20 protein-coding genes are annotated in these 23,998 nt (G+C 64.3%); 14 read left to right on the top strand and 6 right to left on the bottom strand.

All coding sequences use genetic code 11. The features are described 5' to 3' along the window. Positions 1 to 53: 53 nt before the first annotated feature. The gene (locus tag ABDW57_RS27085) at positions 54 to 833 is read right to left on the bottom strand and encodes an IclR family transcriptional regulator C-terminal domain-containing protein (RefSeq protein WP_343733246.1); all 780 of its coding nucleotides are present in this window, start codon (positions 831 to 833) and stop codon (positions 54 to 56) included. Between the two features lie 132 nt (positions 834 to 965). On the opposite strand from ABDW57_RS27085, the gene pcaH reads away from it, so the two are divergent. Genes pcaH through pcaD form a run of 4 tightly spaced genes read left to right on the top strand, consistent with a single transcriptional unit; the run spans position 966 to position 4,651 of the window. Further along, positions 966 to 1,658: a protocatechuate 3,4-dioxygenase subunit beta gene (gene pcaH, locus ABDW57_RS27080; protein ID WP_343733245.1), complete on the top strand. Its 693-nt coding sequence runs from the start codon at positions 966 to 968 to the stop codon at positions 1,656 to 1,658. A gap of 12 nt (positions 1,659 to 1,670) precedes the next feature. Next, entirely contained in the window at positions 1,671 to 2,171 is a 501-nt protein-coding gene (locus ABDW57_RS27075) for a protocatechuate 3,4-dioxygenase (RefSeq protein WP_343733244.1), read from the top strand. A 9-nt stretch (positions 2,172 to 2,180) separates the two neighbouring features. Then, entirely contained in the window at positions 2,181 to 3,392 is a 1,212-nt protein-coding gene (locus ABDW57_RS27070; protein ID WP_343733243.1) for a lyase family protein, read from the top strand. Next, a complete protein-coding gene (gene pcaD / locus ABDW57_RS27065) occupies positions 3,389 to 4,651 on the top strand; it encodes a 3-oxoadipate enol-lactonase (protein ID WP_343733242.1) in 1,263 nt (420 codons plus the stop codon). The genes ABDW57_RS27070 and pcaD overlap by 4 nt, the downstream gene beginning before the upstream one ends. Here pcaD and ABDW57_RS27060 read toward each other — a convergent pair. Beyond that, positions 4,648 to 5,817 carry a 4-hydroxybenzoate 3-monooxygenase gene (locus ABDW57_RS27060; RefSeq protein ID WP_343733241.1) on the bottom strand — a complete coding sequence of 390 codons (1,170 nt, stop codon included), beginning with the start codon at positions 5,815 to 5,817 and terminating at the stop codon, positions 4,648 to 4,650. The two genes, pcaD and ABDW57_RS27060, sit on opposite strands and share 4 nt — an antisense overlap. 120 nt (positions 5,818 to 5,937) lie before the next feature. Here ABDW57_RS27060 and ABDW57_RS27055 point away from each other — a divergent pair, with 120 nt between their 5' ends. Beyond that, positions 5,938 to 6,798, top strand: a complete 861-nt coding sequence (locus ABDW57_RS27055) for a helix-turn-helix domain-containing protein (protein WP_343733240.1) — start codon at positions 5,938 to 5,940, stop codon at positions 6,796 to 6,798. A 3-nt stretch (positions 6,799 to 6,801) separates the two neighbouring features. On the opposite strand, the gene ABDW57_RS27050 is transcribed toward ABDW57_RS27055, so the two are convergent. Both ABDW57_RS27050 and ABDW57_RS27045 read right to left on the bottom strand, forming a co-directional pair. Next, entirely contained in the window at positions 6,802 to 7,959 is a 1,158-nt protein-coding gene (locus ABDW57_RS27050) for a Gfo/Idh/MocA family oxidoreductase (protein WP_343733239.1), read from the bottom strand. Positions 7,960 to 8,024: 65 nt separating this feature from the next. Continuing rightward, positions 8,025 to 8,783: an IclR family transcriptional regulator gene (locus ABDW57_RS27045; protein WP_343733238.1), complete on the bottom strand. Its 759-nt coding sequence runs from the start codon at positions 8,781 to 8,783 to the stop codon at positions 8,025 to 8,027. Between the two features lie 122 nt (positions 8,784 to 8,905). Between ABDW57_RS27045 and ABDW57_RS27040 the strand changes: the two genes are divergently transcribed. The 5 genes from ABDW57_RS27040 to ABDW57_RS27020 are packed head-to-tail and all read left to right on the top strand — an operon-like array spanning position 8,906 to position 13,401. Then, positions 8,906 to 9,769 (top strand): branched-chain amino acid ABC transporter permease, encoded by an 864-nt coding sequence (locus ABDW57_RS27040; protein ID WP_343733237.1) that lies wholly within the window; start codon positions 8,906 to 8,908, stop codon positions 9,767 to 9,769. Continuing rightward, complete coding sequence (locus tag ABDW57_RS27035) at positions 9,769 to 10,767, top strand: branched-chain amino acid ABC transporter permease (RefSeq protein ID WP_343733236.1); 999 nt, start codon at positions 9,769 to 9,771, stop codon at positions 10,765 to 10,767. The genes ABDW57_RS27040 and ABDW57_RS27035 overlap by 1 nt, the downstream gene beginning before the upstream one ends. Then, the gene (locus ABDW57_RS27030; RefSeq protein ID WP_343733235.1) at positions 10,760 to 11,524 is read left to right on the top strand and encodes an ABC transporter ATP-binding protein; all 765 of its coding nucleotides are present in this window, start codon (positions 10,760 to 10,762) and stop codon (positions 11,522 to 11,524) included. The genes ABDW57_RS27035 and ABDW57_RS27030 overlap by 8 nt, the downstream gene beginning before the upstream one ends. After that, complete coding sequence (locus ABDW57_RS27025) at positions 11,511 to 12,218, top strand: ABC transporter ATP-binding protein (protein WP_343733234.1); 708 nt, start codon at positions 11,511 to 11,513, stop codon at positions 12,216 to 12,218. The genes ABDW57_RS27030 and ABDW57_RS27025 overlap by 14 nt, the downstream gene beginning before the upstream one ends. A 22-nt stretch (positions 12,219 to 12,240) precedes the next feature. Continuing rightward, a complete protein-coding gene (locus tag ABDW57_RS27020) occupies positions 12,241 to 13,401 on the top strand; it encodes an ABC transporter substrate-binding protein (protein WP_343733233.1) in 1,161 nt (386 codons plus the stop codon). A gap of 3 nt (positions 13,402 to 13,404) precedes the next feature. Here ABDW57_RS27020 and ABDW57_RS27015 read toward each other — a convergent pair whose 3' ends face one another. Both ABDW57_RS27015 and ABDW57_RS27010 read right to left on the bottom strand, forming a co-directional pair. Continuing rightward, positions 13,405 to 14,433, bottom strand: coding sequence for an AraC family transcriptional regulator ligand-binding domain-containing protein (locus ABDW57_RS27015; RefSeq protein WP_343733232.1), 1,029 nt, complete (start codon positions 14,431 to 14,433; stop codon positions 13,405 to 13,407). Continuing rightward, a complete protein-coding gene (locus tag ABDW57_RS27010; protein WP_343733231.1) occupies positions 14,430 to 15,326 on the bottom strand; it encodes a diguanylate cyclase in 897 nt (298 codons plus the stop codon). The genes ABDW57_RS27015 and ABDW57_RS27010 overlap by 4 nt, the downstream gene beginning before the upstream one ends. Before the next feature lie 308 nt (positions 15,327 to 15,634). On the opposite strand from ABDW57_RS27010, the gene ABDW57_RS27005 reads away from it, so the two are divergent. The 4 genes from ABDW57_RS27005 (at position 15,635) to ABDW57_RS26990 (ending at position 23,715) form a co-directional block, all read left to right on the top strand. After that, positions 15,635 to 18,163 carry a TonB-dependent receptor gene (locus ABDW57_RS27005; RefSeq protein ID WP_343733230.1) on the top strand — a complete coding sequence of 843 codons (2,529 nt, stop codon included), beginning with the start codon at positions 15,635 to 15,637 and terminating at the stop codon, positions 18,161 to 18,163. Further along, on the top strand, positions 18,163 to 19,899 hold the full coding sequence (locus ABDW57_RS27000) for a phytase (protein ID WP_343733229.1): 1,737 nt from the start codon (positions 18,163 to 18,165) through the stop codon (positions 19,897 to 19,899). Before ABDW57_RS27005 ends, ABDW57_RS27000 begins: the two co-directional genes overlap by 1 nt. A gap of 53 nt (positions 19,900 to 19,952) precedes the next feature. Next, positions 19,953 to 21,965, top strand: a complete 2,013-nt coding sequence (locus ABDW57_RS26995; RefSeq protein ID WP_343733228.1) for a hypothetical protein — start codon at positions 19,953 to 19,955, stop codon at positions 21,963 to 21,965. Between the two features lie 109 nt (positions 21,966 to 22,074). After that, a complete protein-coding gene (locus ABDW57_RS26990; protein WP_343733227.1) occupies positions 22,075 to 23,715 on the top strand; it encodes a methyl-accepting chemotaxis protein in 1,641 nt (546 codons plus the stop codon). Positions 23,716 to 23,998 lie beyond the last annotated feature (283 nt).

The following is a 23,998-nucleotide window of genomic DNA, read 5'->3' as shown; positions in this document are numbered from 1 at the left end:
GGAAAATGTTAAAGGTCAAGAATTGATGCCGGCGAATGGCAAGGTTTCCATTCCTACAACATGGCATTCAGCTCCACCTGGATTTTGAGCAGCGCCGGCAGGCAGCGCTCGGTCATCTGGTCCAGCGTCATGCGGCCGGCGTGGACGCTGATGTTCATGGCGGCCACCACCTCGCCGCGGAAGTTCTTCAGCGGCACCGCCATGGTGCGCAGGCCCAGCTCCAGTTCCTGATCCACCAGCACGTAGCCCTGGCTGCGTGCGCGGCTGATGGCCTCGGCCAGACGCTGTTTGTCGATGATGCTGTACTCGGTAATCGGTTCCAGCTGCACCCGCTCCAGATAACTCTCCAGCTGCGCCGGCGGCAGGCTGGCCAGCAGCATGCGCCCGTTGGCCGTGCACCAGGCCGGCACGCGCGTGCCCGGCTGCAGCGTCACCGACACCAGCTGCCCCGCACTCACCGCCGCCACGCACACCAGCTGGTCGTGATCGAGCACGCCGACCGAAGCCGCCTCGCCGTTCGCGTACGCCAGCCGGTACAGCAACGGCTGCGCCAGCCGCGGCAGCCGCGCCGAATGCAGGTAGGACTGTCCCAGCCGTAATACCATCGGCGTCAGCGAAAACAGCTTGTTTTCATGGCGCATGTAGCCGAGGTGGGTTAAGGTGATCAGATAGCGCCGCGCCGCCGCCCGTGTCAGCCCGGTGCGCTCGGCCACTTCGGCAATGCTGAGGCGGCTGCGCTCCTGGTCAAAGGTGGCGATCACTTGCAGGCCCTTTTCCAGACCTGCCACCAGATCGCGCTGCGCTGGCTGGATGAGGTCGTCTTCAGTTTCCATGGCAAATAATTGGCAATTTGTGCGATATGCGCACATTTTGTGCGAATAGCGAATATAGCACGCATCCACCATCTTGTCCGGCACGGCGCTGATTCGTACCATCATCACAGCATTCACTAGAGGAGACTAGCTGTGAAATTCGACGCCATCGCCCCCGGCATTTATCCGGAACTGGTTTATCCCCCCTACAAATCGACCGTCCACCGCGGCCCCACCCAGCCGTTGCTGCGTGTTGACGCCCCGGTGCCGGTATCGCGGAACATTGCGCCGACATCGCGCATCCTGCTGCCAAACGACGCCGACCTGACCGCGCACGGCGAAGCCGCGCCGCTGGGCGAGAAAATCGTGGTCACCGGCCGCATCGTCGATGAAGACGGCAAACCGGTACGCAACTCGCTGCTGGAAGTCTGGCAGTGCAACGCCGCCGGCCGCTATCGCCACAAAAAGGACCAGCATGACGCGCCGCTGGACCCGAACTTCAACGGCTGGGGCAAGATGATGACCGACGATGACGGCCGCTATCGCCTCATCACCATCAAGCCAGGCCCTTACCCATGGGGCAACCACGACAAGGCATGGCGCCCGGCGCACATCCACTTCTCGCTGTTTGGCAATGTGTACGCACAGCGCCTGGTGACGCAGATGTACTTCCCCAATGATCCGCTGTTCGCCTACGATCCGATCTTCCAGAGCATTCCGGACCAAGCCGCGCGCCAGCGCCTGATCTCGCGCTTCAGCATCGAAGAAACCGTGAGCGACCAGATGCTGGGCTATGAATTCGACATTGTCCTGCGCGGACGCGACGCCACCCCATTCGGCATCTGAGGAGAACAGGCCATGAGCAATATCACTACTTCGCAAACCATCGGCCCGTTCTCGCACGAGGCGTGGAAATGGGCGACCGAAATGACGCCGGCCGCCGGCAGCATCACCGTCAGCGGCATCATCTACGACGGCGCCGGCGTGCCGATCAACGACGCGCAGATCGAATCCTGGCAGCCTGCCGCCGCCGATGCCGAAGCGGCAGCCGCGATTCCGGGCTTCCGCCGCGTCCCAAGCGGCGAGGATGGCGGCTTCCGCTTTCAGCTCACCAAGGTCGATCAGGCGCCGGGCGAGCCGCTGGCTTACATCACCGTATTCGCGCGCGGCCTGGTCAAGCACCAGTTCACGGCCGTGTTCCTGGCCGACGACGCAAGCCTGCCGCAGTCCGCTATACTGGACCAGGTGCCGGCTGCGCGCCGCGCCACGCTGCTGGCCGAACGCAATGCCGACGGCTCGTACCGCTGGGACATCCACATGCAGGGCGAACGCGAGACCGTGTTCTTCGACTATAAATAACTGGGATCCATGAGCGTATCAATATTCGATAGCTTCCTCACCAGCAGCGACATGATCGCGGTGTTTGACGACGCCGCGATCGTGCAGGCCATGCTGCGCTTCGAACAGGCGCTGGCACAGGCCCAGGCCGATGTCGGTCTGCTGCAGCAAGCCACCGCGCAAACCATTGCCGAGGCTTGCGACGTGCAGCGCTTTGACGTGCCGGCCTTGATTGTCGCCGGCCGGCGCGCGGGCAGCCTGGCGATCCCGCTGGTCAAGGAACTGAAGAAAATCGTCACTGCCGCCGATGCGCAAGCCGGCGGCAAAGTGCATTTTGGCGGCACCAGCCAGGATGTGATCGACACCGCCATGGTGCTGGCCACGCGCGAAGCCTTGCAGCTGCTGGACGATGGCCTGCATGACCTGACCGGCCAACTGCTGCAGCTGGCGGAACAGCATACCGGCACGCCGGTGCTGGCGCGCACCCTGATGCAGCCGGCGCAGATCACCACGCTGGGCTTCAAGTTTGCCGGCTGGCTGGCGCCGCTGGTGCGCGCGCGTACGCATCTGCGCGAGGCCGGCCGGCGCGCCTTGCAGCTGCAGCTGGGTGGCGCCGTCGGCACACTGGACGTAATGGGGGAACAGGGTCCCGCCGTGGTCGAGCGCATGGCCGCCATCCTTGGCCTGCGGGCGCCGGACGCCGCGTGGCACACGCAGCGCGACGAATGGGTACGATTGGGCCTGGAGGTGGCGCTGTTAAGCGGCGCGCTGGGCAAGATCGCCACCGATCTAAGCCTGATGGCGCAGGGTGAAATTGCAGAACTCTCGGAACCGTCCGGCGAAGGCCGCGGGGGTTCTTCTGCCATGGCGCACAAGCGCAATCCTGTATCGGCCATGATCGCGCTGGCCGCTGCTGCGCGCACGCCGCAGCACGGCGCCGCACTGCTGGCCGCCATGGGGCAGCAGCACGAACGTGGCCTCGGCAACTGGCAAGCGGAATTGGCCGAATGGCCGTCGCTATTCCTGAGCGCGCACGGCGCCTTGCAGGCGCTGAACGAAGCCATCGCCGGCCTGCAGATTGACAGCGGCCGCATGCTGCGCAACATTGGCGAGTTCAAGGAGCTGATGTATCCGGGCTCGGCCAGGGATGCGGTCGAAATCGCACGCCCAGCGCAACGCCTCGCTGAACAACAACTGCGCCAACTGCGCGCGGACATCACCCAACTTTCGACATCATCATGAGCTACGATCCTATCGACCACGATTTCGAACGCGGCCTGCACAACCGCCGCGCCATCCTGGGCGACGCCTGGGTAGAGCGCTCCCTCAACAACGCCAACAACTTCAATGCCGATTTCCAGAACCTGATCACGCGCTTTGCGTGGAACGAGATCTGGGGCCGTCCGGGCCTGGAGCAAAAGACCCGCCGCGCCATCGTCCTTGCCATCACCATCGCCCTTGGCCGCTGGGAAGAATTCGACCTGCACGTGCGCGCCGCGCTGCTGGGCGAGGAAGGCAACCGCTTGACGCCGGACGAACTGAAAGAAGTGCTGATCCAGTCGGCCATCTACGCCGGCGTACCGGCCGCAAACACCGCCTTCACGCACGCGCTGGCCATCCTGCGCGAAGTCGGGCCGCAAATCGGCTATGCGCTGGAGGCGCTGGCGCCGGCCGTCACCGCCCATCCCGGCATTGGGCGCGAAGGCCGCACCAGCAGTCTCCCTGCCCTGCACTACAGCGTGCGCGAACCACGCAACGGTAAAACGCCCCGCCGCACCGTGGTGCTGAGCCACGCGCTGGGCTGCGACCTGACCATGTGGGACCAACTGGCCAATCTGCTGTCGGAAGACAGCCGGGTAATCGCCTACGACCATCGCGGCCATGGCAGCTCGGACGCGCCGGAAGGTCCTTACAGCATGACCGATCTGGCCGATGATGCCGCACGTCTGCTGCGCGAGCTGGATTCGGGTCCGGTCACCTGGATAGGCTTGTCGATGGGCGGCATGGTCGGCCAGGAGCTGGCATTGCGCCATCCATCACTGGTCGCGGCGCTGGTACTGGCGAATACCACGTCGTCGTATCCGGCGGCTGCGCAGGCCATGTGGGAGCAGCGCATCGCCACAGTGCGCGAAGGTGGCCTGGCCGCGATTGCGGATGCCGTCATGGGCCGCTACTTCCATGATGGCTTCCGCGCCGAGCGCGTGGCGGCCGTGGAGCGCTTCCGCCGCCGTTTGCTGACCACCGGGCCGGAAGGCTATGTGGCCTGCTGCGCCGCGGTCGCTGGCGTCAACACCACTGCGCGTCTGCCGGGGATCAACGTGCCGGCCCTGGTGATTACCGGTGAACTGGATGCCGGCACACCGCCATCCATGGCAGAGGAACTGGCCAGGCACCTGCCGCGCGCGGAACTGCGTGTGATTCCGCAGGCGTCCCACATCAGTGCCATCGAACAGCCGGCGGCGTTCGCGGCACTGGTGCAGGAGTTCCTGGCGTCGGTTTAAAACGCGCCGACGTAGTTCTCAGCCAGCGCTGTCGCCAGCGCTGGCGAGCTGACGATGTTTTCCAATTCAGCGCGCTGCATCTCGCGCTCGAACGGCGTGGCGTCGGCAAAGGTGTGCAGCAGGCGCGTCATGGTCCATGAGAAGCATTCCGCGCGCCAGATGCGCTTCAATGCCGTTTCGCTGTAGGTCTGCAGCAGCGCTTCACTGCCGTTGCGGTAAAACTCCACCAGCCCGGCCGTCAGCACCTTCACATCCGACACCGCCAGGTTCAACCCCTTGGCGCCGGTCGGCGGCACAATGTGCGCGGCGTCGCCAGCGAGGAACAGGCGGCCGGCCTGCATCGGCGTCGACACAAAGCTGCGCATGCCAATGATCCCCTTCTGGAAAATCTTGCCTTCCTTGAGCCGCCAGCCGTCGTGGTTTTCCAGCCGCGCGTGCAGTTCGGCCCAGATGCGGTCATCCGACCAGTTATCGACTTTGTCGGCTGGATCGCACTGGAAGTACAGGCGCTGCACGGTCGGCGAACGGGTGCTGACCAGCGCAAAGCCCCGATCATGCTGGGCGTAGATCAATTCTTCCGACGATGGCGCGGATTCCACCAGAATACCGAACCAGCCGAATGGATAGATCTTCTGATAGTCCTGACGCGTGGCCTGATCCGGCATCGCAGGACGGGACACGCCGTGGTAGCCATCGCAACCAGCGATGAAATCGGCATCGATGCGCTGCGCTTCGCCGTTGTGGCGGAAGGTGACGAACGGCTTGCTGGTCGCCACGTCATGCAGCGCCACCTCGCTCACCTCGAACAGGATGGTGCCCTGTGCGGCAAGGCGTGCGGCCACCAGGTCTTTCAACACCTCGTGCTGAGGGTAGACGGTAATTGATTTGCCGGTCAGGCCATGCAGATCGATGCGATGACGCTTGCCGCCGAACGCCAGCTCAAAGCCGTGGTGCAGCGCGCCCTCCTTGCGCATGCGTTCACCGACGCCGGCTGCAGTCAGCACGTCCATGGTGCCCTGTTCCAGCACGCCGGCACGGATGGTGGCTTCGATATCGGCGCGCGAACGGGTTTCTAAAACGATGGAGGAAATCCCCTGCAAATGCAGCAAATGGGACAGCAAAAGGCCGGCAGGACCGGCGCCGATAATAGCGACCTGGGTACGCATGTTTTATCTCCGATGTGGTTTAGGTATGACGTCATCGTAGCGGCGTTAAGCTGCAAAAAACATGGATGAAAAACGCTAAAACTTGTACTATTTTGACAGACTATACTCCTGTTATCTGTCATGGCGACGCAAGAAATTCCCCAATTCGCACTCTACGGCGAGCAGACCCGCAATGCCGGCGCGGAGTTCGTGCACATAGAGCTGATCGAGACCCGCAGCCGGCTGTACGACTGGCACATCGGCAACCACACCCATCCTGGACTGTTTCAGGTACTTTTTCTACTCGGCGGTGAAGTGCGGGCCAGCATAGGCGACGCCGTGTGGCAGCGCAGCGGGCCTGTGGCCATCACCATCCATCCGTCGGTGGTGCATGGCTTTGATTTTGCGCCAGAAGCGCACGGCTATGTGCTGACGGTGGACCAGAATGTGATTTTCTCGGCGGCTCACGGCCAGGGGGATCTGTATTCGTCGTTATTTGTTCAGCCGCTGGCGCTCGACTTGAGTGGCATCCACCAGCGTCTGGTCGCACTATTGGAGAATCTGAGCATGGAAGCGGCATGGCCGGAATACGGCCACACGCTGATGCTGGAATGGCTGGCGCGCAGCGCCCTGCTGCTGCTGGTGCGCGCGCAGGCCGAAACGAAACTGGCGGACCAATCGGGCCGCAGCGATTTTGAATTATTCAGCCGCTTTCGCGCCGAAGTGGAACAGCACTACAAGGAACAATGGCAAGTCGGCCAGTACGCCGAAGTACTGCGCGTGACGCCAACGCGGCTGAATCGCCTGTGCCTCAAACTCTCCGGCAAATCCGCCTTCGACCTGACCCAGGACAGGCTGATGCTGGAAGCCTGCCGCAAGCTGACCTATCTGCCGGCCAGCATTGCGAGCATCGCCTATGAACTGGGCTTCCAGGACCCGGCCTACTTCAGCCGCCTGTTCAAAAAGCGCATGGGCAGGACGCCCAAGGACTTCCGGCGTTAGTCATCAAGGGATTTTGATCCACGCGCCGCCGGCCAGGGAGGAAGCCTGTACGGCTTCGATGAACTCCACGCCGCGCACGCCATCGGCAATGGTAGGAAACTGTGCCGCGCCCGGGTCACTACCGTCACGCCGCGCCAACAGGTGGCAAGCGATTTCGCTGTACAGTGCACCGAACGCATCGATGTATCCCTCAGGATGGCCGGCCGGTACGCGGCTGGTGCGAGCACCGGCCGCATTCATGGCGGCGCTGCCGCGTGTGATAATGCGCGTCGGCTCACCCAGCGCTGTCCATTTCAATTCATTGGGTTGTTCCTGCGCCCACTCGATGCCGCCTGCACTACCAACTATACGAATGCGCAATTCGTTGGTGCAGCCCACCGCCACCTGGCTGGCCCACAGCAGGCCGCGCGCACCGCCTTCATAGCGCAGCATGACTTGAACATCGTCATCGATGGCGCGCCCCGGTACAAAGGAGCTCAGTTGCGCCGCCACCGATTCAAGCCTCAAGCCGGTGATGAAGTCGGCCAAGTGCCAGGCATGCGAGCCGATATCGCCAATCGCACCGCCGCCCGATTTAGCAGGATCGGTACGCCATGCTGCCTGTTTATGCCCATCCTGCTCCAAGGGCGCGGCCAGCCAGTCCTGTGCGTACTGCACCTGCACCACGCGGATCTTGCCGAGCGCTCCTTCGCGCACCATCTGCTGCGCGTGACGCACCAGCGGATAGGCGGAGTAGTTGTGCGTGACCGCGAACAGCAAGCCGCGTTCTTCGGCCAGCACCTGCAGCATGCGCGCATCGTCGCTGGAGGTCGTCACCGGCTTGTCACAGATGACGTTGATGCCTGCCTCCAGAAAGGCGCGCGCCACTGGGGCATGCATATGGTTGGGCGTGACAATGACCACGGCCTCGATGCCATCCGCGCGCGAGGCTTCGGCCGGCGCCATTTGGCGGTAGTCGTCATAGATACGCGACGAGTCCATTCCCAGCGCCAGACCGGAGCGCCGCGCCGCTTCGGCGCTGGACGACAATGCACCGGCCAACAGTTCGTAGCGGTCATCCAGGCGTGCGGCATGGCGATGCACGGCGCCGATAAAAGCGCCCTCGCCGCCGCCCACCATACCCAACCGGATGCGGCCGGGGAAAATCTTGGGCTGTTCCATCTTTTCTCCTCAAATGATAGCCGAAGTATACGTGCTGCTGCAGATGGCGCCAATGCGTGGCGGTTTCAGGACGACAGCCGCCGGGCGATAGCAATCAGCCGTGGCCGGACCTCATCCAGCAGGAAGGCCGGGGTTACGCTGGACGCAGGGCCGCCGCAGTTGATCGACATGCGCTGATCGCTTCCGACCGGCATAAAACTGACCGCGATGCCATTGATGTCCTGCTGCCATTCACCAAACGAGGTGGCGCAGCCATACTGCTGCTGATCGCGCAGGGCGCGCTCAACACCCTGCTGCATGCTCTGATAGACCAGATCATCCAGCTCGCGGCTGCGCTGGAGGATCTCCAGCCGCTCCTGCTCCGCAGCACCCGCCAGATAAGCGCGTCCGATCGCCGATGCCGCCAATTGCAGCCGCGTGCCCACCTGCAACGACAGCACCAACGCCGCGGAACCGCGGCACACATCGACGTAAATCATGGACAGCCGGTCGCGCACCGCGATGGCGACCGTGGTGCCGGTGGCGTCAGCCAGTTCCTGCATCATCGGCCGCGCCATCTCGCGGATGTCCAGACCTTGCAGCATGGTGCTGCCAAGCCGCAGCGTTGCCGTGCCCAGCGCATACTTGCCGTTGCCGTCCTGGGTCAGGTAACCCAGCCGGGTCAGCGTGTAGGTAAAGCGCGTGACGGTCGATTTCGGCAGCTTGCAGCGCTCGGCAATCTGCTGGTTGCTCAGGCCATGATCGGTCACGCGAAAACAGGCCAGTACCTCCAACCCGCGCGCCAGCGCAGTGATGAAATAACGCTCTTCCAGTTGGCTGTCCATGCCTGCTCCCTGTTGTAAAAAAACCATTTGCCGCGCGTTTGAAAATGCCGTACGCTCGTGCTATTCCATTTTACACAACAGAGTTTCGCAGAGCAAAACTACTCAATAATAATGGAGACACCTTGGAACTATTCCTGCAACAAGTCCTGAACGGACTCACGCTGGGCGGCGTCTATTGCCTGGTCGCGCTGGGGCTGACACTGGTCTACGGCATCCTGCAAGTGCCCAACTTTGCGCACGGCGCCTTCTACATGGCCGGTGCCTACGTCGCCTTCTTCCTGATCGAGCGCATGGGATTCCACTACTGGCTGGCGATGGCCGGCGCGGCCACGGCGGTGGCGCTGATCTCCGTGCTGTCCGAGCGGCTGGTGTTTCATCCACTGCGCAATGCGCCCTACCTGCACCACATGATCGCCTCGATCGGCATCCTGCTGTTTCTTGAAGCCGGCACGCAAGCGCTGTGGGGCGCGGACTTTCACCGCATGTCCACGCCCTACGCGCAAATCCTCAGCATTGCGGACCTGACCCTGCCGGCGCAGCGCCTGCTGATCATTGTGGCGGCCTTCGTGCTGGTGGCGATGCTGCAATGGTTCCTCAAATACACCATCACCGGCGCCACCATCGTGGCGATGGCCCAGAACCGCGAAGGCGCGGCGCTGGTCGGCATCGACGCCAACCGCGTGGCGATGCTGACCTTTGCCATTGCCGGTGCGCTGGCCGCCATGGCGGCGGTGCTGTACGCGCCGATCAACCTGGTGTATTCCTCCATGGGCCATCTGGTGATCACCAAGGCGTTCGTGATTATCGTGCTGGGTGGCATGGGCAGCGTGCCCGGCGCGATTGCGGGCGGGCTGATCATCGGCTTTGCCGAAGCCTTCGGCGCCTTCTACATCTCCACCGATTACAAGGACATCATCGCCTTCGTGCTGCTGGTGCTGATCCTGTCGCTCAAGCCGCAAGGCCTGTTCCAGAAAGGGGTGCATTAATGCGTCATCGCGCCAAACTGGGCTGGAGCGCCCTGCTGTTGCTGGGGCTGGCCTTCCCCTTCGTCGCCGCCGACGACTACCAGTTGACCGTGATGTCGACCGCCTACATTTATGCCATCGCCACCGTGGGCCTGAACCTGATCACCGGCTACACCGGCCAGTTCAACCTCGCGCACAGCGGTTTCATGGCGGTGGGCGCGTACACCGTAGGCATCCTGACCGTCGATTATCAGGTGTCGTTCTGGTTGGCGTTTGCCTTGTCAGGGCTGGCGGCGGCGGGCCTGGGCTTCTTTGTCGGGCTGGTGTCGCTGCGGCTGAAGACCCACTATTTTTCCATCTTCACCATGTGCGTCGGTTACATCATGTATCTGCTGATCGAGAAATGGGAAAGCCTGACCCACGGCGCCGGCGGCATCGTCGGCATCCCTGCCCCCGAATCGTTTGCAGGCCTGGATTTCTCGGAGCCGCGCACGCAATACTATCTGGTGCTGGTGTTTCTGGCGGCCAGCATGTGGCTGATGCATCGTATCATCGCCTCGCTGCTGGGCCGCACCTTCATGGCGATCCGCAACGGCGACGAGCTGGCGCAGGCGCTGGGCATCAACCTGATGCGCAACAAGCTGCTGGCCTTCATGCTGTCGGTCTTCTTCGCCGGGCTGGCCGGCGGGCTGTACGCCGGTTATGTGCGCTTTCTCGGCCCCGACATCGCGCGCATCGAGCAGACCTTCGACATGACCATGTACATGCTGGTCGGCGGCATCGGCACCATGCTCGGCCCGCTGCTGGGCGCGATCGGCATGCCCTGGCTGACGCAGCAGCTGCAATTCCTGCAGGACTACCGCTTTGTGGTGTTCGGTCCGCTGCTGGTGGTGCTGGTGATCTTCCTGCCGCGTGGCGTCGTCGGGACATGGATGGCGTGGCGCCGGCGCAAGGCGCCGCTCAGCAAGGCCGCACCGGCGGCGCGCGTCGCCGGCGTCAAGGAGGTCAGCCGTGCTTGAATTGACTTCCCTGACGCGCCGCTTCGGCGGCCTCACCGCTGTGCACGACGTCAGCGCACAGTTCGCGCGCGGCACCATCAACGCCATCATCGGCCCCAACGGCGCCGGCAAGACCACGTTCTTCAACCTGGTCAGCGGCGCATTGCGGCCCAGCGCCGGACGCATCCTGCTGGACGGACGCGACGTCACCGGCCTGCGCGCCGATCAGATGGCACGGCTGGGCGTGGCCCGCACCTTCCAGAGCACCACGCTGTTCGACAACGCCAGCGTGCTGGATAACCTGATCGTCGGCCACCGCCTGCGCACCCGCTCCACGCTGCTGGACGTGGTACTGGGCACGCGCCGCTTGCGCGAGGAGGAAGCCGCCTGCCGCCGCAAGGCGCGCGAGGCGCTCGACTTTGTCGGCCTGTCGCATCTGGAAGCGCGGCTGGCCGGCGACATCTCGCAGGAAGAGCGCAAGCGCGTGGCGTTTGCGCTGGCGCTGACCACCGATCCGGCACTGTTGCTGCTGGACGAACCGGCCGGCGGCGTCAATCCCGAGGAAACCGCAGGACTGGCCGATTTGATCCGCAAGATGAAAGCCGCCGGCCTGACCATCTGTCTGGTGGAGCACAAAATGGACATGATCATGCGCCTGGCCGATCGCATTCTGGTGCTGAACCACGGCGAAAAAATCGCCGAAGGCACGCCGGCCGAAGTACGCGCCAATCCGCTGGTGATCGAAGCCTATCTGGGGAGCGAACATGCTCAGGCTTGACAAGGTATCGCTGTCCTACAGCAGCTTCCAGGCCCTGCACGCGATCGATCTGCATGCGGCGGAAGGCGAACTGGTGGTGCTGCTCGGTGCCAATGGCGCCGGCAAGAGTTCCATCTTCAATGCCATCAGCGGCTTGCGGCGCGCCGGCGCCGGCAGCATCCGCTTCCAGGGACGTGAGCTGGTCGGACGCAAGCCATCGCAAGTCGTTGCCGACGGTCTGGTGCATTGTCCTGAGGGACGCAAGCTGTTTCCCGGTATGTCGGTGCTGAAAAACCTGACGCTGGGCGGCTACGTCCACCGCCGCGACAGCAAAGGCAGCCAGCGCATCCTCGACGAGGTGTTCGAGCTGTTCCCCATCCTGCATGAGAAAAAGGACAGCCCGGCCGGTTCGCTGTCCGGCGGCCAGCAGCAAATGGTGGCGATCGGACGCGCGCTGATGGGCCGGCCCAGGGCATTGCTGCTGGACGAACCATCGCTCGGGCTGGCGCCGCTGGTGGTGCGGCAGATGTTCGAAATCATCCGGCGCATCAACCAGGCCGGCACCACCGTGCTGCTGGCCGAACAGAATGCCTACGCGGCGCTCAACATCGCCAGCCGCGCCTACGTCATCGAACAGGGAAAAATCGTACTGGAAGGGAGTCGTGAAGACTTGCTCGGCAATGAGCAAGTGCGCAAGGCCTATATCGGCGCTTAGATCTACAAACAAGGAGACCACCATGCAGCATGTCAACCGCTTCAAGCTGGCCGCGCTCGCGCTGAGCCTGGCCGTCACCGGCGCCTACGCGCAGGACACCATCAAAATCGGCTTTTCCGGCCCGCTGAGCGGCGGTGCTGCGCTGTACGGCAAGAACGTGTTAAGCGGCATGCAGATGGCCGCCGATGAAATCAACGCCAAGCCGGTCGATATCGCCGGCAAGCGCTACAAGGTGGAAATCGTCGCGCTGGACGACAAGTACAACCCGGCGGAGACCGGCATCAACCTGCAGCGGCTGGTGCAACAGCACAAGAGCGCCGCCGTGCTGGTGCCCCATTCGGGCGGCGTGTTCGCGGCGCAGGCCGCCAACGAGAAATTGAAAGTCCTGCTGCTGGCCTATACCAGCCTGCCCGCTGCGACCGAGCGCGGCAACAAGCTGACCGTGCGCATTCCGCCGGACTTCACCGCCTACATCGCGCCCTTCATCAAGGCCTCGATGAGCAAGTACGGCAAAAACGTGGCGCTGGCGCAGGCCGACCATGATTACGCCAAAGCGTGGTCGGCGGCGTTCAAGCCCGCATGGGAAGCGGCCGGCGGCAAGGTGGTGGCGGACAATCCCATGTCCTACAACAAGGCGGCCGACTTTTACAGCGGCGTCTCGCGCGTGATCCAGGCCAGGCCCGACGTGCTGTTCATCGGCGGCGCTTCCGAGCCGACCGCGCTGGTGGCCAAGCAGGCGCGCGAACTGGGCTTCAAGGGCGCGTTCATCGTGCTGGATCAGGCCAAGCTGGATGAGATGGCCAAGGTCACCGGTGGCTACGCCGCGCTGGAAGGCGCGGTGGGCGTGATGCCGATGAGCGGCGACGACCGCCCCGAAGCCAGCGCCTTCACCGCCCGCTTCCGCAAGGCCAACGAGGGCAAAGACCCGAGCAGCGAAGTGGCCTTGAACTATTCTGCGGTGCACGCCACCATCGCCGCCATGAAACTGGCCGGCACGGTCAGCGACGCCGCGGCGATCCGCGCCAGGATGGATCAGGCGTTCCGCACCCTGCCGGCGCAATACAACCCGACCAGCGTCGAGGGTCTGGACCACAACGGCGGCGCCATCGTCAACGCGCTGGTGGCAACGGTCGAAAACGGCAAGCTCAAAGGTCAACTGCTGCGCGCGGCCAACGCGCAGTAAGCATCAGGGCTGCAGCAAGGCGTCGCGCAGGAGACTGGGCACCAGCCCGGTCCAGCGCTTGAAGGAGCGGCGGAAGTTGGTGGCGTCGTGGAAGCCGAGGTAATGCGCCACCGCTTCGTTGTCGTAGCCGCGCATCTGGAACAAGTGCATGGCGACATGGGCGCGCACCTGGTCCAGTTCGGCCTGGAAGTGGCTGCCGTGGCGCGCCAGATGGCGTTTCAGCGTCGCCGGGCTGATGCCGAAGGCGGCGGCGCTGCCTTCCAGCGTCGGGCTGAGGCGAATATTTTCCAGCAGGTAGTCATACATGGCCGTGAGCAGGCTGGGCGTCAATGCCGCCGCATGGGCGTCCGCATCCTGCAGTGCGACCGAGGCCGCCATGGCATTGCCGCGCGGCCAGGCGCGGTCCAGCCACGCGGGATCGATCAGCATCGCATCCAGATGGCAGTTGAAGCGCAGGTCGCTGCCGAGATGCACTTCGTGCTGCTCCACATGCGCCGGCGCGCTGCGGTTGATACAGTAACGCCAGGGCAAGCGCTCGCCGCTCAGCCAGCGGCACATGGCGGTGACAGCGGTCAGGTGCATTTCCACCAGCGCCGGCAGCTGGCTCGGCGCGCCAAAGCTGTCGCTCCAGTACAGCACGGCCAGGCCGCCCTCTTCAATCAGGCGCGGCGTCAATAATGGACACAGGCGGCCGTGGCCTTTGCACAGGATTTCCAGCGCCTGCCGCAGGTTTTGCGCCTGCAACAGTGCATGACTGAGGGCGCCGTAGTGGCCCGGCAGCATTTGCTGGCCCAGCATGAAGCTGCTGTCCGGGCTATCGAGCGCACGCAGGGTGTTGGCCAGCAGTTGCAGATATTCAGACGGCGTCAGCATGCAGTCGGCCGCGGGCAAGTCCCAATCCTTCAGGCCGGTGCCGCGCAGCAGCTGCGTGCCTTCGCGGTCCAGCTCGCGGCTGCACGCGTAGTCCAGCACCAGCGCCGGCTGATGCCGGGCCGGGATGTAGCGGTCGCCGTTCTGACGGTATGCGATCACGCCGCTGCCGTCCCGGCCGCCTTCGCCTGCGCTTGCAGCGCAAGTTCACGGCTCAGATGGGCCAGTAATGCATCGGGAGGCGCGCTGGCGTCGGCGCAGGCGTGACGCAGGCTGATGGGGACGCGGCCGTCCTTGGCGTGGTGGCGCATCTGACCGACCATGGCCACCAGATGCCAGGCCAGGGCGTCGGCCTGGGCGGCGGTGGCATCGGGCATCAGCAGCGCAAAGCGGTCGCCGGCGTAGCGGCACAGCAGGTCGTCGTTGCGCAGATTGAGCAGCAGCATGTGGCCGACGGCCTGCAGCACGCGGTCGCCTTCGCGCTGGCCGAATTCGCGGTTAATCAAGTGGAAGCCGTCGATGTCGAGCAGCACCAGCGCGCACGGCTGGCCGGGGCGGTGCGTTTGTTCGTGGCGGATCTGGCGCCGCAGGTAATCGGCGTTGGCCAGCTGGGTGATGCGGTCGAAGGCGCGGTGTTCGCGGAACAGGCGTTCACGCTTTTGCAGATGCTCGTTGAGGCGGAATTGCTCGTGGCGCCAGTAGTACATGCCGCAGGTGACGCACAGCATGCCCAGCGGGACCAGCGCTTCCAGCCAGTGATCCCAGCGCGCGGTTTTGCTGATGGCGAAGAATTCGTCGAGGCAGTCGGCAAAGGAGCCGATCATGATCATGGCCAGGCCGCCAGCCAGCAGCCGCGTGACCAGGCCGCCGGGTCGGCTGCTCAGGGTGAACAGCACCCAGATGCCGGCCATGACGGCGGTGCCGCCCTCGCTGATGATGTCGGTCCATTTCCAGACGGTGAAGGGCTTGGCGATGCCAAGCGTGGCGTACAGGCCCACGCATAGCAGGAGTGCGAGGCCGGAGGCGATCAGGGTGTAACGGTGTAGTTGCAGCATGAATGGGCAATGGACGTGATGTGTGCAGCGGCAGCTTAGCGGCTGTTTGTGACGTGGATGTGACAAATGACGGCATTCGCGGCCATGTGACGGCGCCGCAACGACAGGTCAAATCAGCTCACCCCCGTCATTCCAGCGAAAGCGGACGCTCCGCTTTCGCTGGAATGACGGGGCGGGGCCGCAGGTCATTCAAGCTCATTTCCCTTCCGCAGCGGCCACTTCCAGCCAGCCGCGCCCTCCCCTGTCACGCAACTGAAACATTGGCTACCTATCATCCGCCCCGTTCTCCCATCCACAGACGGTAACCAATGAAAACCACACACAAACACACCGCGCCGCGCCTGTCGGCTTTGACCATCGGCGTGCTGGCCATGCTGGCTGCCACCGCCCAGGCCGCTGACTCCGCCGATCTGGCCGCCGCCGCCAACAGCGTGGTGGTCAGCGGCCAGCGCGCCAGCCTGCGCAACGCCATCGCCGCCCAGGAAAAAGCCGACAACATCGTCAGTGTCGTCAGCAGCGACGACATCGGCGGCCTGCCGGACAAGAATGCCGCCGAAGCCCTGGCCCGCCTGCCAGGCGTGGCCGTGCAGCGCGACCAGGGCGAAGGCCGCTATGTCAGCGTGCGCGGCCTCGGCCCCGACCTGAACGCCGTCACCATCAACGGCGCGCTGGTGCCGTCGCCGGAATCCGGCCGCCGCGCGGTGGCGCTGGATGTGCTCCCGGCCGGCCTGATCCGCTCACTGGAAGTCAGCAAAACCCTCACGCCCGACCACGACGCCAACTCGCTGGGCGGCACCGTCGAAGTCAAAACCCTGACCGGCTTCGACCTGCCGGGCAAGCTGCTGTCGGCCACCGTCGGCGCCAGCCGCGACCAGAACATCGGCAAAACCAGCCCGAGCGGCAGCATACTGTTTGCCGACCGCTTCCTGAACGGCAAACTGGGCGTCGCCGGCGGCCTGAGCTACGAAAAGCGTGAATTCGGCTCCGACAACGTCGAAACCGGCGGCGCCTGGGAAGACGGCAAACTGGCCGGCGTCGAATTGCGCGATTACCTGCCCACCCGCGAACGCCGCGCCGCGGCCCTGAATCTGGACTACCACCCGGACAACGCCAGCAAATACTTCCTGCGCAGCTTCATCAGCGACTTCAGCGACGACGAAGTGCGCGACCGCCTGACCATCAGCAACATCGCCGGCGGCTCGCTGGCCGAGGGCCAGACCGCCGCTGCCCGCGGCGAACGCCGCCTGCGCCAGCGTAAGTACACCCAGACCATCAAATCGGTCCAACTCGGCACCGAGCAGAAATGGAACCAGTGGAAGCTGGACCTGAACGGTGGTTTCAGCCGCTCCTCCGACGACGCGCCGGAATCGATCAACGACGCCCGCTTCCGCGGCAGCAAGGACTTCGCCGGCGTTGGCTTTTCCGGCACCGAGATCCCGCGCCTGACCGGCCCGGACAGCCTGTACAATGCCGCCAGCTACAAGCTCAACTCCATCGCGCTCAAGCAAAGCTACGCCAAGGACAAGGAACACCATCTGCAATTCGACCTGGCGCGCAAGTTTGAACTGAGCGAAGGCAGCTCGACGCTGAAATTCGGCGCCAAGAGCAGCCGCCGCGAAAAAACCAACGACACCGAAGCCTGGTCCTACAGCAGCAAGCAAATCGGCAGCGCCAGCACCGCCATGGCCGACTACGTCACCACCGGCCAGCTGGACTACAAACTGGGCCGCATCGGCAACGCCATCAACCCGGCGGCCATCCGCAGCCTGGTCGCCGGCCTGAGCCGCACCAACGCCCGCGTCCTGGCCGACTCCACCATCGATGACTACCGCCTGAAGGAAGATATCGATGCCGCCTACCTGCAAAACAGCGTCGACCTCGACACCTGGCACGTGCTGACCGGCGTGCGCGCCGAGCGCACCCGCTTCGACGCCACCGGTGCCCGGGTGGACGAGGAAGCCGGCACCATCGGCGCCGTCCATCGCGACCGTTCGTACACCAACTGGCTGCCGGCCTTGCAAACGCGTTACGACGTCGACGCCAAGACCAGCGTGCGCGCCGCCTGGACCCACTCGGTGGTGCGCGCCAACTTTGACCAGCTGGCGCCCGGCATCAGCCAGGCCAGCGACACCGAAGCCACCATCGGTAATCCGGACCTGGCGCCGCTCAAATCGACCAACCTCGACCTCGGCATCGAGCGCATCCTGGGCGACGACGGCGCCATCTCGGCCTATGTGTTCCACAAGGACATCAAGAACTTTACCTACACCACCAACCTGGCGGGCAGCGGCCCGTGGGCCAGCTACAGCTCGGCCATCACCTATGCCAATGGCGACAAGGCCAGCGTGAAAGGCATGGAACTGTCCTACAACCAGCCGCTGCGCATGCTGCCATCGCCGTTCAACCGCTTCATCATCGGCGCCAACGGCAGCCTGACGCGTTCGGACGCCAACGTGGCCCGCTACGATACCGATGCCAAGCGCATGCGTTCGCGCAGCATCAGCCTGCCGGGCCAGTCGGACCGCGTGCTGAACCTGATGCTGGGCTACGAACAAGGCCCGCTGAGCGCGCGCCTGGCGGTCAACTACAAGTCGGACTACCTGCTGGAAATGGGCGACGATATTCTCGACGCCCAACAGGACCGCATCGTCGATGCGCAGAAGCAGGTGGACTTCTCGGCATCCTACCAGTTAAGCAAGCAGATCCAGCTGAACTTTGAAGCGGCCAACCTGAACAACGAGAAGTACTATGTCTACCTTGGCGGCAAAGCCTATAACGCGCAGTACGAACAATACGGCCGCACCTACAAACTCAGCCTGAAAGTAAGCCTGTTCTGATGAAAAAGATTTATACGATTTTATCTGGCGCCCTGCTGAGCTGCAGCGCGCTGGCCCACGCCGCCGCGCCCCTGCCCGGCCTGGCGGCCAAAGCCAGCGAACTGGCGGCGCTGCCGGATGGCGGCCGGCTCAGCATCGACAAACACGGTCTGCATCTGCTGGATGCGGCCGGCAAGGAGCGCGCGCTGCTGAAAGTGCGCGCCAAGCATCTGGACCTGCGCCCGCAAGGCAATGGCGCGATCGCGGTAGTCATGGACGCCAATGCCGAGCAGGTGGTGCCGGTGCTGGTGGACTGGCGGACTGGTGCGTTGACGGCGCAGAAGCCGTTCCCGGCGCCGCCGTTCGGCATCGAGGCGGCCTGCCTGTATCGTGATGCGCAGCAGATCGACCACCTGTTCGTGGTCGGCAAGGACGGTCAGGCCGAGCAGTGGCTGATGCAGGGTGAGCAGCGTCTGCTGGTGCGCAAGCTGGCCCTGCCGCCACACACCAAACACTGCCGCGCGGATGATGCCGCCCACCAGTTGCTGGTCAACGAAAGCAAGATCGGCGTGTGGGCCTACAACGCCGAGGCCGAAGGCGTGCCCGAGCGCAAACTGCTGAAACGCAGCGCCGAAAGCGAGCGCAAGGGTGAAGCCGTGGTGCGGCCGTGGCCCGTCCCGGCCAGCGGCACAGCGGCCATCCCCGCGGGTGCGACGGCGGCGGCAGCATCGGCCGCCGGCGCGGCCACGGCCAGCGGCACGGCGGCCCGCGCCGGAGCCACTGCGGCCGGCGGCAAGGCCATCGTGATGCCGCGCGGGCAAACGGAGCCGGTCGCGCGCACCGGCGATGCGGCGGACGATCCCGCCATCTGGCGCAACCCGGCCGATCCGGCCGGCGCCCGCATCCTCGGCACCAACAAAAAGCAAGGCCTGCTGGTCTACGACCTGAACGGCAAACAACTGCAACTGCTGGAAGTCGGCCGCCTGAACAACGTCGATGTGCGCCAGGACGTCATGCTTGGCGGACGCAAGCTCGACGTTGCCGTCGCCACCCAGCGCGACGACAACAGCGTCATGCTGTTCACCATCGACGCCAACGGCACGGTGGCCACCGCCGGCGCTTTCGCCACCGGCCTGGACGACATCTACGGCATGTGCCTCTACCGCCCTCAGGACGGCGGTCTGGAAGCCTTCATCAATGACAAAGATGGCAGCTTCCTGCAGTACCGCATCGACAGCGACGGCGCCGCCCTGTCCGGCAAACTGCTGCGCCGCTTCAAGGTCGGCAGCCAGCCGGAAGGCTGTGTGGTCGACGACCGCAACCACCGCCTGTTCCTGGGCGAGGAAAAACGCGGCGTCTGGACCGTCTCGGCGCGCGGCGACGCCCCGGCAAAGCTGAGCATGGTGATCGCGGTCGGCCCGCAACTGGCGGCCGACGTCGAGGGCATGGGTCTGTACCACGGCGCCAGCCACGACTACCTGATCGTCTCCAGCCAGGGCGACAACAGCTACCTCGTGCTGGACGCCCAGGCGCCATATAAAGTACGCGGCAGCTTCCGCGTCGGCTTCAACATCGCGGCCGGCATCGACGGCACCTCGGAAACCGACGGCCTGGAAGTCAGCTCCGCCAACTTCGGCGGCCCGTACGGCAAAGGTATGCTGGTGATTCAGGACGGCTACAAACGGCTGCCGGACGGCCCGCAGAATTTCAAGTATGTGGCCTGGGAAGATGTCGCCAAAGCACTCAAGCTCGACTAAAACGGCGCCGGCGGATTATTGAGGTATCATAATGCCCATTGCACAATATTGCCATGAGACATACCACTCCCATCCGCCGCGCAGTTCTCGCCTGCACGCTGGCTGCCGCCGGGCACGCCGGTGCGGCCGATGGCGCCGCGCCGCCGTCTTACGCGCCTGACTACTTCGCCCAATTCCAGGCGGTGAGCGCGATGGAGATGGTGAACAAGCTGCCCGGCTTTGTGTTCGAAGGCGGCAACGTCGGGCGCGGTATCGCCGGCAATGTGCTGATCAACGGCAAACGCCCTACGTCCAAGACCGAACCGCTGAACGACGTGCTGGGCCGCATTCCCACCGCCGCCGTGGATCGCATCGAAGTCATCAACAGCGGCGCGGGCGGCATCGACATGCAAGGCTACGCCACCGTCGCCAACGTCCTGCTCAAGCCGATGGATCTGGTGTCGGCCAGTACCACCGCCTCCAGCACCGTCATGCCGGACGGCAGTCTGGAACCTTCGGTCGATGGCAATTACAGCCTGAAACGCGGCGACAAAAGCATCAACGTGTCGCTGGCATGGCGGCGCTCACCGGATACCGGCCAGGGCCACGGCACCCGCACCACCAGCTATGCCGATGGCGGTCCCGATGCCGAACTGACCCTGGACGGCGCCGGCATCAACGAAAACAAGACGGTCAAGCTCAACTACGGTCAGGACCTGCTGGACGGCCAATTGACCTGGAACGGTGCTTACAATCCCTGGACCTACCAGTCGCAGCAGGCCCAGGTCCACACCGACAGCGGCAGCTATGCGCAGGCCAGCAACGACAACGCCGGCCGCACGCGTGAACAAGGCCTGGCCTACACGCGCGACCTGGCCCATGGCGCCAGCCTCGACCTCAAGCTGCAATATCGCAGCGCCGAAGTCACGGCCAACTCGACCTACACCTCCGGCAGCAGCACCTCGCATGCGCTGACCACCACCAGCGCCAGCGAGCAAATCGTCGCCGGCCAACTGACCTGGCCGGCATCGGACCATGTGGTGATCCGCGGCGGCATCGAGCGCGCCGTCAACAGCAACGACAACACCAACCGCTACCAGGCCAACGACCAGGCCGCCGCCGTGCCGGGCGTGGGTGCCTGGGTGCAGGAATCGCGTGTCGAAGGCCAGCTGTCTTCGGCGTGGCAGGTCGACCATACGCTCAGCGCCGAGGCCGGCCTGAAAATCGAACACTCCAGCCTGAACACCAGCGCAAACCAGCAGGAAGGCCGCTCCTACGTGTATCCCAAGCCGCGCCTGCGGTTGTCGCTGTCGCCCTCGTCGGCGCTGCAACTGCGGCTGCGCATGGAGCGCGAAGTCAGCCAGATCAATTTCTACGATGCCGCCGGCTACTTTGGCATGGGCGACAAATCGCTGCGCGCCGATTACCCGGACCTGGTGCCGGCCAAAACCTGGCTGTGCGAAGGCGCGCTGGAGTACCGCTTCTGGGAACGCGGCGCGGCCGTGCTCAGCTACACGCAGGCGCACATCAGCGATGTGATCGACCGCATGCCGATCCGCACCGCCACCGCCACCGTGGATGCTGCCGGCAACATCGGCGACGCCAGCACCGACAGCGTCACCGGCATGCTCAACCTGCCGACCGACAGCTGGGCGCTGCCGCAAGGGCTGCTCAAGCTGTCCACCACCTGGCGCTCGTCATCGGTGACCGATCCCACCACGCTGACCGCGCGCCGCCTGTCCGGCGAGCAGCCACTGGCGTGGCGGGTCGAATTCTCGCAAGACTTGCCGGCCCAGCGCACTGCCTGGGGCGTCTCGGTCGACAACGGCTGGAGCAACGACAGCTGGCAAGTGGGTGAGCGCGACAGCAGCAGCGGCAGCGGCTGGGCGCGCGCCTTCATCAATTACCGTCCCAGCTCAAACACCATGCTGACGCTGGAACTGAACAACCTGGCCAGCCGCACCACCACCTACGACCGCGTGCACTACACCGGCAATGACCGGTTTGCCAGCAATGTCGACTTCGTTGAGCACAACATCAACCGCACCCAACCGTACGCCATGCTGCGTCTGCGCCGCGACTGGTAGTTGCGCCATTTTGTTGTTCTTGTGCAAAAATGATACTTTGTGGAATTAGTTGACAGTTAAATCTGTTAGGATACAGACCACATTTTGTCAACTTTGCACAGGACAACCCATGCACGGCCAAGAAACCGTTCTTGAAGACGGCAAGCCCATCGTCACCACCAGTGACCTCAAGGGCCGCCTCACCTACGTCAACTCCACGTTCACCGAAGCCAGCGGGTATGCCGACGAAGAACTGGCCGGGCGGCTGCAAAACTCCCTGTATCACCCCGACATGCCGCCGGAAGTCGACGCCGACATGTGGCGCACCGTGCTGTCCGGCGAGCCGTGGCGCGGGCTGGTCAAGTACGCCGGCAAGCATGGCGGCTATTTCTGGTGCATCGCCAACGTCACGCCAGTGATGGAAGGCGGCAGCACCACCGGCTTCATGTCGGTCTGCACCAAGCCCAAGCGCCAGCAAATTGACGAGGCCGAGCAGCTGTACCGCAGCCTCAAAAGCGGCAACCCGGACGGCATCCGCATCGTGCGCGGTACAGCCGCCGCGCGTGGCTGGCGCAAGCTGGCCCACGCCCTGCGCGACATCACCCTGGCGCAGCGCCTGAGCCTGTGCTTTGGCAGCATCATCCTGCTGGGTTTGTCCATGGCATGCCATGGCTTGCTGGACTATTCTGACGCCACCCTGATTACGCAAGCGCTGCTGATGGTGGCGCTGGCCCTGTACTGCTGGCGCAACCTGCACGTGGCCATCGTCGGCCCGATCCAGGCCAGCATCAAGGCCACCCGCATCCTGGCCGGCGGCGACCTGACCACCCGCATGGCGGTCGATCGTCATGACGAGCTGGGGCAGCTGCAGGCGTTCGTGCGCCAGCTGAACCTCAACCTGGCCTCGATCCTGGTCGACATCCGCGGCAACTTCAGCCTGACGCGCAGCACCACCACCCAAGTGCGCGCGGCCAACACCGACCTGTCGGCGCGCACCGAGGCGCAGGCGTCGAGCCTGGAGCAGACCTCGGCCAACATGGGCCAGATCACCGGCATGGTCACCCAGACCGCCGACAACGTCACCACGGCCAGCGGCGTCGCCAGCGAAGCGACCGCGCTGGCTGAGCGCACCGGCGTGGCGGTGGCGCAGGTGGTATCGGCGATGAACGACATCAGCGCCTCCTCGCGCAAAATCGTCGACATCATCGGCCTGATTGACGGCATCGCCTTCCAGACCAACATCCTGTCGCTGAATGCGGCAGTGGAAGCCGCGCGCGCTGGCGAAAGCGGACGCGGATTCGCCGTGGTTGCCAACGAAGTGCGCAGCCTGGCGCAGCGCAGCGCCGCGGCGGCCAAAGAAATCAAGGCCCTGATCGACACCTCGACCGACAAAATCGACATCGGCGCCGGCATGGCCAGCGCGGCCGGTCAGGACATGGAAGCGGTGATCGCCGCGATTGGCCGCGTGGCGGCCATCATGGGCGACATCAGCGGTTCCACGCGCGAGCAAAGCAACGGCGTGCACCAGGTACAGGACGCCATCATGCACCTGGACGAAGTCACGCGCCAGAACGCGCAAATGGTGGAAGAAGCGTCCACCGCCACCGGCGTGCTGGACCTGCAGACGCAAGCGGTCGCCAAAGCGCTGGAAGTATTCAAGCTCCCACCCCAAGGCGGCGCCCGCAAAGCCAGCGCCAGCCTGGTCCCGAGCCAGACCCGCAGCGTGCCAGCCGCGTACGCCGAACCACAACCCCAAGCCCGCCGCGCCTGAGCGAGGCTGCACCAACCCACGAAACACGAATCAAAATTCAGGGTCAGCTCTGTCATTTGGACACTCAGTGCAAATCTTTGATCTTTATCAATACGTGAAAATGCCGAAATTGGCGTATTGAGATATATCAAACAATTGGTTCGGATGTCCAAATGACAGAGCTCGTATATTGAACATGCCGCGTCACCCTTGGATAATCAAGGTGCAGAAGTGGTCAGGCAGGGAGATGCCGATCAGAGTCTGGGCCATTGAGCCCGTGGGTCAGATAGGTGCCCCTGCCTGT

The organism is Duganella sp., assembly GCF_039595735.1.
Classification (GTDB): domain Bacteria; phylum Pseudomonadota; class Gammaproteobacteria; order Burkholderiales; family Burkholderiaceae_D; genus Rugamonas.
The sequence above is the reverse complement of the archived record's forward strand: the minus strand, read 5'-3'. Positions and strand labels throughout refer to the sequence as shown.

Bases quoted from the DNA above. Each gene is read 5' to 3' on its own strand.
- ABDW57_RS27085 (WP_343733246.1), bottom strand. From the start codon at position 833: ATGGAAACTGAAGACGACCTCATCCAGCCAGCGCAGCGCGATCTGGTG.
- ABDW57_RS27075 (WP_343733244.1), top strand. From the start codon at position 1,671: ATGAGCAATATCACTACTTCGCAAACCATCGGCCCGTTCTCGCACGAG.
- ABDW57_RS27070 (WP_343733243.1), top strand. From the start codon at position 2,181: ATGAGCGTATCAATATTCGATAGCTTCCTCACCAGCAGCGACATGATC.
- pcaD (WP_343733242.1), top strand. From the start codon at position 3,389: ATGAGCTACGATCCTATCGACCACGATTTCGAACGCGGCCTGCACAAC.
- ABDW57_RS27060 (WP_343733241.1), bottom strand. From the start codon at position 5,817: ATGCGTACCCAGGTCGCTATTATCGGCGCCGGTCCTGCCGGCCTTTTG.
- ABDW57_RS27055 (WP_343733240.1), top strand. From the start codon at position 5,938: ATGGCGACGCAAGAAATTCCCCAATTCGCACTCTACGGCGAGCAGACC.
- ABDW57_RS27050 (WP_343733239.1), bottom strand. From the start codon at position 7,959: ATGGAACAGCCCAAGATTTTCCCCGGCCGCATCCGGTTGGGTATGGTG.
- ABDW57_RS27045 (WP_343733238.1), bottom strand. From the start codon at position 8,783: ATGGACAGCCAACTGGAAGAGCGTTATTTCATCACTGCGCTGGCGCGC.
- ABDW57_RS27035 (WP_343733236.1), top strand. From the start codon at position 9,769: ATGCGTCATCGCGCCAAACTGGGCTGGAGCGCCCTGCTGTTGCTGGGG.
- ABDW57_RS27025 (WP_343733234.1), top strand. From the start codon at position 11,511: ATGCTCAGGCTTGACAAGGTATCGCTGTCCTACAGCAGCTTCCAGGCC.
- ABDW57_RS27020 (WP_343733233.1), top strand. From the start codon at position 12,241: ATGCAGCATGTCAACCGCTTCAAGCTGGCCGCGCTCGCGCTGAGCCTG.
- ABDW57_RS27010 (WP_343733231.1), bottom strand. From the start codon at position 15,326: ATGCTGCAACTACACCGTTACACCCTGATCGCCTCCGGCCTCGCACTC.
- ABDW57_RS27005 (WP_343733230.1), top strand. From the start codon at position 15,635: ATGAAAACCACACACAAACACACCGCGCCGCGCCTGTCGGCTTTGACC.
- ABDW57_RS27000 (WP_343733229.1), top strand. From the start codon at position 18,163: ATGAAAAAGATTTATACGATTTTATCTGGCGCCCTGCTGAGCTGCAGC.
- ABDW57_RS26995 (WP_343733228.1), top strand. From the start codon at position 19,953: ATGAGACATACCACTCCCATCCGCCGCGCAGTTCTCGCCTGCACGCTG.
- ABDW57_RS26990 (WP_343733227.1), top strand. From the start codon at position 22,075: ATGCACGGCCAAGAAACCGTTCTTGAAGACGGCAAGCCCATCGTCACC.